Origin of the sequence: Pseudomonas syringae (genome assembly GCF_001698815.1) — a bacterium.
Taxonomy (GTDB): Bacteria; Pseudomonadota; Gammaproteobacteria; order Pseudomonadales; family Pseudomonadaceae; genus Aquipseudomonas; species Aquipseudomonas syringae_A.
Map to the genome: position 1 here is coordinate 52,768 of NZ_LGSI01000041.1, position 11,973 is coordinate 64,740.

Consider the following 11,973-nt stretch of genomic DNA (forward strand, 5'->3'; position numbering starts at 1 on the left):
AGTCAAAAAACCGTACACAGTCAAATTTATGGCGCACTTCTTTTCGATCAACGAGCTTCAACCGAACAGATGGTAAACCTTCGCCGCGTTTTTCGCTTGCTGGATCTGCGTCATCTCGTCGACGATTGCCTGACGCGCGTCGGTTGCGGTATCGATTAACTGCCGGTAGACCGTCAGCAGCTCTTCCAGATTGCTGCGCAGTTCCGGCGCATTCGGCGTCGCCTCACTGATCATGTCGTCCACGCAAGCACGGCATGCCAGGTCCAATTTGCCAATTGCATCCCAGTCACGCTCAGCCAAAGCGCCTACCAGTGCATCCTTGGTCTCTTCGATACGCTTGAGTGCAGCACTCATGTTGGTCTCCTCAGCACAGCTTAGTGAGCAGCGATTGCGTCCCAGCCTTCCTTGACGGTGCCCAGCAAGCTGCTGACCTCATCAAGGATCAGTGGATCGCTTTTTATGTTGGCTTCAGCCAAGCGCTGCATCATGTAGATGTACAGATTGTCCACACGGGTCAGCGTATCAGCCGATTTTTCCATATCCAGGCCTTCACGCAGGCCACCGACGATTTCTATCGCCTTGCCGATCAATACGCCTTTTGCAGGAATATCCTTGCGTCCGATGGCGCCCTTGGCCTGGGCAATGCGATCCAGCCCTACTTCCATCAGCATCTGCACCAGACGATGAGGATTGGCCTCGGACGTTTGCGCGTGGGCATTTACTTTCTGGTACTGCCGAAGGGCTAACATCGGGTTCATGATCAACCTCGTCAAAGCTGGAAGAATTCGTATATTCAGTGTATCGACGCACCGTCGAAAAACTTTAGACCAGAAGCCAAAAACCCGGCGTGCGATTAATCGCAGCCGGGTTGAGTGACTCAGTGAATATCAGGCAGATGCCTGGGCATTCAGAGTATCGAAGAACGAGGTGATGCTCGACAGCGTGGACTTCATCTGCCCGACTAACAAATCCATGGCGTTGTACTTGGCAGTCAGCGTGGATGTAAGGTTCTTGACGTATATATCCAACGACTCCTGCTGCTTGAGCAGAGCGGCGCTCGTCGTATTCAGCGTCGTCTTGCGCTGATCAAGGATACCGCCAGTTTCGGTGTAGGGGTTGATGGCTTTATTCATGCGAGCCAACAAGCCGTTCGTGCTATCAGTACCGCTGAACAGTTCCTGAACCTGTCCACCCAGGCTATTGTCACTCATGGCTTTTGTGAACTTGGTGGCGTCGAAGGACAGCGTGCCATCTGCTTGTGCGGTTCCGATCCCCAGTTGCGACAAGGTAGAAAGCTTGCTACCAGGCCCTGGAGTGACCAGCACCTCTCGCAACGAGGCCAGCAGGTTGCGAGGCATGGAGTCGCCCGTCATTGCGGCCGCGACAGTCAGATCACCGTTGGAATCCGCGGTTGCCTTGGTCAACGAACTGATGGTCTTGACCACCGTGTTATAGGCGTCAACGAAGGCCTGCAGTGAGGTTTTCAGACCGTCGGTGTTGCTTGCAACAGTGACTGTCGAATCCCCTTTCGCAACTGCAGTGAAGCTCAGTCCGCTGACAGCGGTGCTATAGGTATTGGTCGAACTGGTAACGGTAAGACCCGCAACGGTAATCGAGCCATCGACAGGCGCTGCGCCGATACGGCCAGAACTTGTTGCCGACGCTGTATCGAGTGCGCCTGTACCAATAACCAAGGCACTGGTTGCACCCGTAACGCTGGTAGTGATATCCGTGCCTGCGCCCGTTTTCGTCGAACTGAACACCAGTCGCGCCGAGCCCGTGGAGTCAGTGACGATGTTGGCGCTGATACCACTGGTGGAAGTCTTGGCGTTGATCTGGTCGCGAACGGTTTGCAGTGACGAACCCTCTGCGATATCGATGACGGTATCGGTAGTGCCATTTTGACTGAGGGTCAGTGTCCCACTCGGAATGGCACTGGCTGCCGCCGTATCGAACGCTGCCGAAGCAACACTGGAACTTGTGGCTAGACCTACGACCGTAACAGCGTAGCTACCGGCCACTGCAGTATTGGTAGTGGTCGCGGTCACGAAATTGGTGGCTGAAGATGTTGCCGAATAACCATTAAACGCTGGCGCATCAGTCTTGCCCAGGTTGGTCATTGCCGTCTGAAAGGCATCCAGAGCAGACTTAAGGGTACTGACACCCGAAAGTTTGGTAGTCGTCAGCGTGGTTTGGTTGGTGATCTGGGTTTGCTTGGCGTTTTTGTCCGAGTCAACGAGCGACGTGACAATCTCGCTGATTGCCAGGCCCGAACCAAGGCCGGTGGATGTGGTAATTGGGCTAGCCATTTGCTTCTCCTTCAGTTTTCGTCGGACTTTTGACTACGACCAACGCAAAAGAACTGGTAACACGATTCATGCCACGATCAGGCCTTGGCGTCGAATAACAAACTGTGTGCATTGTGCAGGCTGTCTGCAATCTTCAGCGCTTCTGCCGAAGGCAGCTGCCTGACGACTTCACCGGTATCACTGGCGATCACTTTGACCACGATCTCGCCGGATGCTTCATCAATGGAAAACTCGAGATTACGCCTCACCGACTGCACGAATTTTTCAATTTCCTGTACCGCAGTTTTCAGCTTTTCAGATTTTTCAGCATCGGATTCCTTGGATGAGTCTTTACTTGCGGAAGAATCCGCAGAGGCCGCTGGTGCTGGCACCGAGACTGCCTGAGGAGCGGTGACTGTTTGTTCTACTACAGCTGGCACCGGCTTGACGGCCTGGTAAGACAAGCCCAACTTCACGCTCATGTCCATTCCAACACCTCCTCAACGTAAAAAGCGGGAGAGCATGACCAGCACACTCCCCCGCCAAAACTTATTCCGAAATTACTGAAGCAGCTTCAGTACAGCGGAAGGCAACTGGTTAGCCTGGGCCAGAACAGCTTGGGAAGCCTGTTGCAGAGTTTGCTGCTTGGTCAGGTTAGCGGTTTCTGCGGCGAAGTCGGTGTCTTGTACACGACCCAGTGCAGCAGTGGCGTTTTCGTTAACGTTTTGCAGGTTGGAAATAGTGCTGGTCAGACGGTTTTGCGAAGCACCGAGGTTTGCACGAGTGGCGTTGATGGTCGCCAGAGCATTGTCGATTGCACTGATCGAAGCGTCAATGTTAGTACCGGCGACTGCACTGTCTGTACCTGTCAGAGCTACGGTCGCGCTGTCGACCAGCAGGGTGGTAGCGTCAAAACTGTCGCTCAGTACCAGGTTGATACGGTTAGTACTGCCTACTTCCGAACCTACCTGCAGCTCCATGGTGCCAGCAGTACCGTCGAGCAGTTTCTTGCCGTTAAGGTTGGTGCTGTTAGCGATACGGGTCAATTCGTCCGACATCTGGGCGAATTCAGCGTTGGTCGCTACCTGATCGGAAGTACCGTTGGTACCGTTACGGGCTTGTACGGCCAGTTCACGCATACGCTGCAGGATGTTGGTGGATTCTTGCAGAGCGCCTTCAGCGGTCTGAGCCATCGAGATACCATCGTTGGCGTTTTTGATTGCTACTGTCTGACCGCGGATTTGGCTGCTGATGCGAGTGGCGATCTGCAGGCCGGCTGCGTCGTCTTTGGCGCTGTTGATTTTCAAGCCAGAAGACAGACGAGTCATGGAAGTGGACAGAGCGTCGGATGCGCGACCCAGGTTCTTCTGAACGGAGAGGGAAGCAACGTTAGTGTTTACGCCTAAAGCCATGATGAAATTCCTCGTTGGTTGGGTGCTGCGGCTTCCGGCCCTGGCAACAGCCGGGATGGCACAGAGAACCTTCGTAATAGTTATCGTCGGGATCGGACTTTGCTTTAGGGCAATTTATAAAAATAATGCCATCAAGCGGCCAGCTCCCCGAAAAACAAGGGCTTAGGCATTTGTAAAGATTAAAAAAGCGTGTCGCAAATGCGGACAATCAAGCGAAGTTCTATATATCGCCCGCCGCGCCGTAGATACGGCAAGTCATTAACTGTGAACCAGTTCCGCTAACTCGTACTGCATATAGTCGGCAAGACCCAGCCAGTCCTGTGACTGCTGACAAGCGAACATCGCCACCAGCAGTTGTGACCACTGCTGCTGGACCTCCGGAGAACGGCGCTCAAACAAACCGGCTGCAGTTTCGAACACTTCCAGCATATCCAGAGCCGCCTCGACGCTGCGACCAAGGCGAAACCGCCCGGCACATTCAATACTGGCGAGCACGCACGACTCGATCCCGTTCATTGGCTGAACTCTTCATTAAACGCGGTGCCCGCGATCATCGCGCCCGATCGGCTGCTATTAGAGAAGCGAACCTGCGGATGGGCCTGAATATAACGTTCGAGCTCGCCGAGGTAACGCCGGAAGTTGAGCTGGGTCTTGACCCGCTGACCGTGGCCATCGAGTACCCACTGTCTGGCCTGATCGACCGGCGCCCCCAGCTCCCCGTCACCCCACCCGGCATGGCTCTTGTTCATCGGGTAAGCGAAGTCCACACCAAACAGTGTGATCTGCGTCGCGCCCATTTTGACCGCCAGATCCACCGCCGGATGAATGACACTGCCACCGGCGGCCAGAATGCCCCGTTGCACCCGCTGGCGCAGTTGCGCATACACCGGGCTCGGCGAGAAACCTACATAACGATCACCCTGCCAGGCCGATATAACCTGCGGATTGCTTAAAGGCAGATAGACCAGGCGGATGCCCGCCGTATCCGCCGCCGGCAGATGGCGATCAGAAATGCGCTGATCGATGGTCACCACCAGATCAGGCACGATTCCCTGGGCAATCAACGGTCGGTAAGCGGTGTCGACGCAGATGAACAACGGGCGCTGCGCCTGACCACGCACGGCCAGCAACTTTTCGAAGTGCTGCTCAAGACTAGGGCCGGTGCCAATCACGTAGAATTCCCGGCCAGATTGCGAGCCGAACAGCTCGGCAACATCAGGATCACGGCTGACCAGATCGAAACTTTCCTCAAGGCGCTGCAGAATCTGCGGCGCCTGCGGATCGAATTCGCGGTTGTTGAAATGAATGTGTACTTCGCTGACCAACCGATCACGAATCCGCGCATTCTTTTCGTCGGCCAGCTCCAGCTCGGCAGGCAAAGCGAAGAAGGGAATCTGAATTTCAGAGTGGTCAGCGGCGTAGCCCAATTCAATGCGAGGGTCGCTCAACCAGTCATCCTGATCGGTCAACTTGAGCACCAAGGCGAACAGTGCTCCATTGAGGATATGCACCTGCAAACGCGCTGCGCTATGTTCCTCCAGCATTACGCGCTGCAAATCGCCAAGCCCGGTGCCATATAGATGAAGAACTTTACTGGCCTGCGGCAAACTGGCAGCCTGCAAACGAGCCTCGGCGATTCGGTCATGACGGCTGGTGAGTTGAATGCCATTGATACTCAGGGTTGATTGCAGCCCTTCGACCAACTCAACCTCAAGCAGTGCGTCGTCTTCAGCCAGTAAGCGGGCAAAGACATCCGGCCAACGGTTCTGCAGCACTGCGGCATTACGCTCAAAGCTGTCGGTCATGAAGACTCACCTGAAACGAAGGCAAAAAAATAGCGCTCAAGATTAACTCACCTTGCGCGCCATTTTTGCTGCTATATGCGATTACGGGCGATAAATGATCGCCGAACCCCAGGACAAGCCCACGCCGAAACCGCTCAAGGCGACTCGCTTCCAGCTTGAATCCATGGCGTGCCGCTCCAACAGCAGCGGAATGCTGGAAGACACGGTGTTGCCCGTTTCCAGCATATCCTTGATGAATTTCTCAGGTTCGCCCTCGAAACGGCGCGCTACCGCATCGACAATCGCCGCGCTGCCCTGATGGATGCAGAAGGCATCGATATCAGTGGATTGCAGGCCGGATTCGTCGAGCAATTCGTGCAGGTGCGCCGGGACTTTAAGCAGCGCGAAGTTGAACACCTGGCGGCCGTTCATGAAGAACACGCCATTACTGACCTTCAAATGCGGCGCGCCGGAACCGTCAGTGCCAAATTTGGCCTTGCCCAGCTGCCATTGGGCATCCTCGCCCATCCAGGTGGCGGTCGCAGCATCACCAAAGAGCATGGTGGTGTTGCGGTCTTCCGGGTCAACGATTTTTGAATAAGGATCAGCGGTAACCAGCAGACCGTTTTTCAGACCGGTGGCTTCCATGAAACCCTTGAGCGCATAGATGCCGTAGACGTAACCCGAGCAACCCAGGGAAATATCGAAGGCTGCGACGCTGGTCGACAGGCCCAGCTTGTCCTGAACGATGGCAGCGGTGTGCGGCAGACCTTCTTCATCGCCGTTCTGCGTAACGACGATCAGCACATCAATGGATTCGCGCTTGAGCTCCGGGTTGTTGGCGAACAAGGCATTCACGGCCTCGACGCACAAATCGGAAGTTTCCTGAGCCTCTTCTTTACGTGGCAGGAAAGCCGAGCCGATCTTGCCCAGAATGAACTCATCATCCTTGCCGAATTTGGCGCCCTGCGCGTAGTTGTCAACGCCGGCTGCGGGCACGTAACTCGCTATGCTTTTTATGCCAATCATCATGGCTTCCCAATCATAAATAGCTGAATATCACCGCGCGCTCGATGGCGGGGCATTGTAGTCAGAAGGCTTTTTTGCCCTTGAATAAAGGGCTGCGGGGAGGTTTGACTGATCCCGGAGAACCGTGAAATCGGCCTTACGTCATCGTCGCCCGCGAGCACGATACAGTGAAGATGCGCGTTGTGACTCATAGGTCACTAAGTTTTATACGCTTTTGGCGCCGCCCATGTCACCGACTAAGGTGGCCATCGTGCCGAAAATCGCCTGCCGACTTCAAGATGTCACGCCAATGTGCCGCCTACTCGATATTATCCCAAGCCAGCGGAGTACCCCGGATCAGGGGCTGCCGAGCCTTGCGCCCAAGCACTGCATCGATATGTTTCGGAGCCAGCCCCCGGCCGGGACGAATGGCGCGCACGTTGTCCTTGCTGAAGGTTTCGCCGGCACGCATATCGCGCACCACATACAGCGAGCGGCGGTATTGCAGCGAGTTCTGTTCCGCCAGGGTCGCGCCATACTGCACATGCCCCAGCCCTTGCCAGGCGCGTTCGGTTTCGATGACCAGACTGGCCATTTCCGCGGGTTCCAGGGAAAAGCTGGCATCCACGCCGCCGTCGTTGCGGTCCAGGGTGAAGTGTTTCTCAATAACGGTCGCGCCCATCGCCACCGCCGCCACTGAAACGCCGACGCCCATGGTGTGATCAGACAAGCCGACCTGACAACCAAACAGCTCGCGCAGATGAGGAATGGTTCGAATGTGGCTGTTTTGCGGGGTTGCCGGGTAGGTGCTGGTGCATTTGAGCAGCACCAGGTCGCGGCAACCCGCAGCCCGCGCCGCACGCACGCTTTCATCCAGCTCGGCAATGCTGGCCATTCCGGTGGAGATGATCATTGGTTTGCCGGTCGCCGCGACCCGGCGAATCAGCGGCAGGTCGGTATTTTCGAAGCTTGCGATCTTGTAGGCCGGCACATTCAGGCTTTCGAGGAAGTCCACCGCGCTCTCATCGAACGGCGTGGAGAACGCCAGCATTCCCAGCTCTTTGGCACGGGCGAAAATCGGCGCATGCCACTCCCAGGGCGTATGGGCTTTTTCGTACAGCGCATACAGCGACGAGCCCGCCCACAGATTGTTCGGGTCCTTGATGAAGAACTCGCCCTCGTCGATATCCAGCGTCATGGTATCGGCGGTATAGGTTTGCAGTTTCAGCGCATGGGCTCCGGCCTTGGCAGCGGCCTCGACGATGCGTAGCGCCTGCTCCAGGGATTGATTGTGGTTGCCACTCATTTCGGCAATCACAAAGGGCGGAGCATCCGCGCCGATGGAACGTGAGCCAATCTTGAAACCTGTCATCGCTGTTCACTCGCATTAAAACCGGGGACAGCAGCGCTCAGCACTGCCGCGACGCGACGGGCGCCCTTCCCGTCCACTAATTTTCGGGACTGTGCCGCCAGACTCTGGCGCAGCTCCTCATTGTGCATGAGGTGCTCAATCGCCTGACGCAAGGTCTGCACGCTGGCCTTTTCCCGGGTGCCGATATAAAGATGCGCGCCCGCCTCGGCCAGCTGTTCGGCATTGGCTTTCTGATTGGCCGCCACTGCGACACAGATGGTCGGCAATCCAAGCGCGGCGCGCTCCCACGTCGTGCCGCCACCGGCACCGATGAACAGATCAGCCTCGGCCATCAAGCGCGAAAAATCGCTGACCTGAATTTGCAGGCGCCAGTTCAAGCGTCCTTCGGCCAGCGCCTGCATGGCGAGCCATTCAGGGTTATCGATCCCGGCAATGAAATCCACCTCCAACTGCGGATAGGCCAGCAAAGCCCGCATCGCGATCCACGATTGCCCGGCGGCGTCGAAACCACCGAAATTGACGATGACACGCTTGACCCTGGGCCGGATCTGGATCGGTTCACACTGGAATTCGTCACGCAGCAGAGCAAAATGCGGCCCGAGCAACGCTTGGCATTGGGCAGTGATCCAAGGCGCATAGGCCTGAGGCGTGCCGGAAAAATTCTGATCGAGCAGGACATCAACCGCATGGGGACGATTGGCCAGATCGTCGATGGCCATGATTCGCGGCGCAAACCGACGCGCGGCGGTTTCCCAGTCGGCGGCAAGACCGTAGTGATCGACAATCAGCCAGTCGAAGCGCTCTTGAGCGGGCAACGCCTGAGCCAGCGCGTCGATATCTTCCTGGCAAGGCAATAACGCCTCGATGTCGATACCCGATTGCTCATCGGCATAGTGCGCTGGCAAGGCATGAACGGTGTAACCCTGGGCCTGCAGGCGGCTCGACAAATGCCCCGGCAGCAGGCGGCAGGCGAAGCTCACTTGTGCCCCGCTGTTACGCAGCACATCAGCCAGAGCCGTGCACCGCGCAATATGACCGCTGCCAATATTGAGCGATGCGTCGGCACGAATCAGCACTCTCACCCTTCCAGCTCCCCGCTCGCCTTGAGCGCCGCGTAGAGAAACTCCGCACGGCGCCAGTCCTCCTCGCTGTCGATGTCCTGAACCAGATGGCGCGGCAGGATGATCGGCAGACTCAGGCCGGAGAACACCACGTCGCCGCGCAGCCAGGCGTTGCTACGCCCCCAATAGAATTGACCGGCATCCTGATACGCGGCCGGTAGATCCTGTGAGCGGGTTTCGCGGAACTGCGGATACATCGGTGCCAGCCCGCCGCCGGGCTCGACCAATAAAGCACGCTGCACCGGAAAGCCAAAACTGCACACTGGGAATGCGTAGGATTTTTCCGAAGAGGATTGCAGCATTTCCAACCCCTGGCGCAAGTAACGCGTTTGCAACAGCGGAGCTGTGGCATAGATGCAGCACACGTAATCGAAGCTCGATCCCTGATCTGCCAGCGCGCCTATTGCGTGCTGCATGACCGCGAGGGTGCCGGTAAACGCATCGGCCAGCTCGGCGGGACGCATGAACGGCACCTCGGCGCCATGGGCCAGGGCGATTTCGGCGATTTGCGCATCGTCAGTACTGACCATGACCCGATCAAATACGCCACTGGCCAGGGCCGCGCGAATCGACCAGACGATCATCGGCTGGCCATTGAACAGTTTGAGATTCTTGCGCGGGATACGCTGGCTGCCGCCCCGCGCCGGAATAATGGCTACCGCGCTCACGCACGTTTTTCCGGAAGAAACCCAGTAACGTCGTCGGCCGAAGACTGTGGGTCCCGGACCCAAAACTCTTCCTGTTCAGTCAATTCACGCATATCGGATTTCTACCATCAGTTCAGTGGGGGCCGAGCGTTACGCATTGCCGGTGGTGAGCAAACGCTGCAACTGCTCGATCACATAGTCCTGCTGGGTTTCGCTCATGGCCGGGAAGATCGGCAGGCTGATGGCTTGCGCGTAATAGCGCTCGGCCTCGGGGAAATCGCCTGCCTTGAACCCCAGCTCCCGGTAATACGGCTGCAAGTGGACGGGAATGTAGTGCAGGTTGACGCCGATCCCGGCTGCGCGCAAGGCTTCGAAAACCTCCCGATGGGTCAGGCTGAGGCGCTCGGCATGCAGGCGCACGACGTACAAATGCCAGGCCGATTCAGCCTCGGCCTGCGCGCCGGGCAAGGTCAGCGGCAGCCCGGCCAGTGCCGTTTGATAGCGAGCGGCCAGCGCGCGACGCCGGGCAATGAACGCATCAAGCTTGCTCAGTTGCGACACGCCCAACGCAGCTTGAATGTCGGTCATCCGGTAATTGAAGCCCAGCTCGACCTGCTGGTAATACCACGGGCCATGACTGGGCTCATCCATGTGCGCCGGGTCCCGGGTCATGCCATGGCTGCGCAAGCGGCGCAAGCGCTCGGCCAGCTCGGGACGATTGGTCATGACCATACCGCCCTCCCCGGTGGTGATGATTTTTACCGGATGAAAACTGAACACGGTCATCGCAGCAAACTCGCCGCAGCCCACCGGACGCCCGGCGTAAGCGGCGCCCACCGCGTGGGAAGCGTCCTCGATCACAGTGAACCCGTAGCGCGTGGCCAATTGATCAATGCTGCGCATGTCACAGCTCTGCCCGGAAAATGCCACGGCCACCAGAACCTTGGGTAATCGCCCGTCGCGCTCGGCGATTTCAAGCTTGCGCGCCAGCCTCTCGGCATCGAGATTCCAGGTCAGCGGATCGATGTCGACAAAGTCCACATCAGCGCCGCAATAGCGCCCGCAATTGGCCGAAGCGAGAAACGTATTGGGTGTCGTCCAGAGCCAGTCACCCGGCCCGAGATCCGCAGCCAGACAGGCAATGTGCAGCGCCGCCGTGGCATTGCACACCGCCACGGCAAAGCTGGCCTCGACCCGCGCGGCCATGGCGACTTCAAAGCGTTCCAGCGTCGGCCCCTGGGTCAGCCAGTCTGATTGCAGCACCTCGACCACCGCGTCGATATCGGCTTGATCAAGGCTCTGGCGACCATAGGGAATCATGGCTGAATGTCAGCGTGCAGTTCGCCGATCTGACCGACCGACAGGAAATGCGGGTTGATATCAGAGCGGTATTCGAAGGTGTCGGCCACGGCCCTGCCTTGCTCACCGGTAGCATCGAGGCTGAAATCCGCATCGACATTATTGAAGCGGATCGACGGCACGATGGTGTAATGATCGGCAAATTCCAGGGTCATGCGCGCGTCATCCAGCGGCACCATCAACTCGTGGAGTTTCTCACCAGGACGAATGCCGACATGTTTGTGCGGCAACTCGGCGGCCATGGCCTGGGCCAGATCGACGATACGAATCGACGGAATTTTCGGCACGAACACTTCGCCGCCATGCATGCGCGCAAAACTCTGCATCACGAAATCCACGCCGTGATCCAGGGTGATCCAGAAGCGGGTCATGCGCGGATCGGTGATCGGCAGTTCGGTGGCGCCACCGGCAATCAGCTTGTTGAAGAACGGCACGATCGAGCCCCGGGAACCGGCCACGTTGCCATAACGCACCACGGCAAAACGTGTCGGCTGATCCCCGGCAATGTTGTTGGCAGCGACGAACAATTTGTCGGAGAGCAACTTGGTTGCGCCGTACAGATTGATCGGGCTGGCCGCCTTGTCGGTGGACAGCGCAATCACGCTTTTCACGCCATTGGCGATGGCGGCGGCGATGATGTTCTCCGCGCCATTGACGTTGGTGCGGATGAATTCCGTCGGGTTGTACTCCGCAGCGGGCACATGCTTGAGCGCTGCGGCGTGGACCACGTAATCGATGCCACGCATGCCTTGCAGCAAGCGGTCGGCATCGCGCACGTCGCCAAGGAAAAACCGCATGCACGGCGCAGTGAATTCCTGCTGCATTTCGTACTGCTTGAGCTCATCCCGAGAGAACACCACCACCCGCTTGGGCTGATAGCGCTCAAGCAGGGTGCGGATGAACTGGCGGCCGAACGAGCCGGTGCCGCCGGAGATGAAAATGGATTTGCCGTTGAACATCCTTGAATCCTCTGACCTGTATC

General features: G+C 57.6%; 13 protein-coding genes. All 13 read right to left on the reverse strand.

What is annotated here, in order from left to right:
* Positions 1 to 57: 57 nt before the first annotated feature.
* The 13 genes from AFK24_RS12760 to pseB all read right to left on the reverse strand — a co-directional run bounded on the left by AFK24_RS12760 (position 58) and on the right by pseB (position 11,950).
* Positions 58 to 354 carry a flagellar assembly protein FliT gene (locus AFK24_RS12760; protein ID WP_065833578.1) on the reverse strand — a complete coding sequence of 99 codons (297 nt, stop codon included), beginning with the start codon at positions 352 to 354 and terminating at the stop codon, positions 58 to 60.
* 20 nt (positions 355 to 374) lie between these two features.
* Positions 375 to 758 (reverse strand): flagellar export chaperone FliS, encoded by a 384-nt coding sequence (fliS, locus tag AFK24_RS12765; RefSeq protein ID WP_065833579.1) that lies wholly within the window; start codon positions 756 to 758, stop codon positions 375 to 377.
* A 129-nt stretch (positions 759 to 887) separates the two neighbouring features.
* Positions 888 to 2,309: a flagellar filament capping protein FliD gene (fliD, locus tag AFK24_RS12770; protein WP_065833580.1), complete on the reverse strand. Its 1,422-nt coding sequence runs from the start codon at positions 2,307 to 2,309 to the stop codon at positions 888 to 890.
* Positions 2,310 to 2,386: 77 nt separating this feature from the next.
* A complete protein-coding gene (locus AFK24_RS12775; protein WP_065833581.1) occupies positions 2,387 to 2,776 on the reverse strand; it encodes a flagellar protein FlaG in 390 nt (129 codons plus the stop codon).
* Between the two features lie 72 nt (positions 2,777 to 2,848).
* Positions 2,849 to 3,700: a flagellin domain-containing protein gene (locus AFK24_RS12780; protein ID WP_065833582.1), complete on the reverse strand. Its 852-nt coding sequence runs from the start codon at positions 3,698 to 3,700 to the stop codon at positions 2,849 to 2,851.
* Positions 3,701 to 3,958: 258 nt separating this feature from the next.
* On the reverse strand, positions 3,959 to 4,216 hold the full coding sequence (locus AFK24_RS12785) for a hypothetical protein (RefSeq protein ID WP_065833583.1): 258 nt from the start codon (positions 4,214 to 4,216) through the stop codon (positions 3,959 to 3,961).
* Positions 4,213 to 5,505 carry a motility associated factor glycosyltransferase family protein gene (locus AFK24_RS12790; RefSeq protein WP_065833584.1) on the reverse strand — a complete coding sequence of 431 codons (1,293 nt, stop codon included), beginning with the start codon at positions 5,503 to 5,505 and terminating at the stop codon, positions 4,213 to 4,215. Before AFK24_RS12790 ends, AFK24_RS12785 begins: the two co-directional genes overlap by 4 nt.
* A gap of 81 nt (positions 5,506 to 5,586) precedes the next feature.
* Entirely contained in the window at positions 5,587 to 6,513 is a 927-nt protein-coding gene (locus AFK24_RS12795; RefSeq protein WP_065833627.1) for a ketoacyl-ACP synthase III, read from the reverse strand.
* A gap of 298 nt (positions 6,514 to 6,811) precedes the next feature.
* Positions 6,812 to 7,864 carry a pseudaminic acid synthase gene (pseI, locus tag AFK24_RS12800; protein ID WP_065833585.1) on the reverse strand — a complete coding sequence of 351 codons (1,053 nt, stop codon included), beginning with the start codon at positions 7,862 to 7,864 and terminating at the stop codon, positions 6,812 to 6,814.
* Complete coding sequence (gene pseG, locus AFK24_RS12805; RefSeq protein WP_065833586.1) at positions 7,861 to 8,940, reverse strand: UDP-2,4-diacetamido-2,4,6-trideoxy-beta-L-altropyranose hydrolase; 1,080 nt, start codon at positions 8,938 to 8,940, stop codon at positions 7,861 to 7,863. Before pseG ends, pseI begins: the two co-directional genes overlap by 4 nt.
* 2 nt (positions 8,941 to 8,942) lie before the next feature.
* Positions 8,943 to 9,653, reverse strand: coding sequence for a pseudaminic acid cytidylyltransferase (gene pseF / locus AFK24_RS12810; RefSeq protein ID WP_065833587.1), 711 nt, complete (start codon positions 9,651 to 9,653; stop codon positions 8,943 to 8,945).
* Between the two features lie 129 nt (positions 9,654 to 9,782).
* Complete coding sequence (pseC, locus tag AFK24_RS12815) at positions 9,783 to 10,952, reverse strand: UDP-4-amino-4,6-dideoxy-N-acetyl-beta-L-altrosamine transaminase (RefSeq protein ID WP_065833588.1); 1,170 nt, start codon at positions 10,950 to 10,952, stop codon at positions 9,783 to 9,785.
* Positions 10,949 to 11,950: a UDP-N-acetylglucosamine 4,6-dehydratase (inverting) gene (gene pseB / locus AFK24_RS12820; RefSeq protein WP_065833589.1), complete on the reverse strand. Its 1,002-nt coding sequence runs from the start codon at positions 11,948 to 11,950 to the stop codon at positions 10,949 to 10,951. The genes pseC and pseB overlap by 4 nt, the downstream gene beginning before the upstream one ends.
* Positions 11,951 to 11,973 lie beyond the last annotated feature (23 nt).

Bases quoted from the DNA above. Each gene is read 5' to 3' on its own strand.
- AFK24_RS12760 (WP_065833578.1), bottom strand. From the start codon at position 354: ATGAGTGCTGCACTCAAGCGTATCGAAGAGACCAAGGATGCACTGGTA.
- AFK24_RS12785 (WP_065833583.1), bottom strand. From the start codon at position 4,216: ATGAACGGGATCGAGTCGTGCGTGCTCGCCAGTATTGAATGTGCCGGG.
- AFK24_RS12790 (WP_065833584.1), bottom strand. From the start codon at position 5,505: ATGACCGACAGCTTTGAGCGTAATGCCGCAGTGCTGCAGAACCGTTGG.
- pseC (WP_065833588.1), bottom strand. From the start codon at position 10,952: ATGATTCCCTATGGTCGCCAGAGCCTTGATCAAGCCGATATCGACGCG.
- AFK24_RS12775 (WP_065833581.1), bottom strand. From the start codon at position 2,776: ATGGACATGAGCGTGAAGTTGGGCTTGTCTTACCAGGCCGTCAAGCCG.
- fliD (WP_065833580.1), bottom strand. From the start codon at position 2,309: ATGGCTAGCCCAATTACCACATCCACCGGCCTTGGTTCGGGCCTGGCA.
- AFK24_RS12795 (WP_065833627.1), bottom strand. From the start codon at position 6,513: ATGATTGGCATAAAAAGCATAGCGAGTTACGTGCCCGCAGCCGGCGTT.
- pseI (WP_065833585.1), bottom strand. From the start codon at position 7,864: ATGACAGGTTTCAAGATTGGCTCACGTTCCATCGGCGCGGATGCTCCG.
- pseB (WP_065833589.1), bottom strand. From the start codon at position 11,950: ATGTTCAACGGCAAATCCATTTTCATCTCCGGCGGCACCGGCTCGTTC.
- AFK24_RS12780 (WP_065833582.1), bottom strand. From the start codon at position 3,700: ATGGCTTTAGGCGTAAACACTAACGTTGCTTCCCTCTCCGTTCAGAAG.
- fliS (WP_065833579.1), bottom strand. From the start codon at position 758: ATGAACCCGATGTTAGCCCTTCGGCAGTACCAGAAAGTAAATGCCCAC.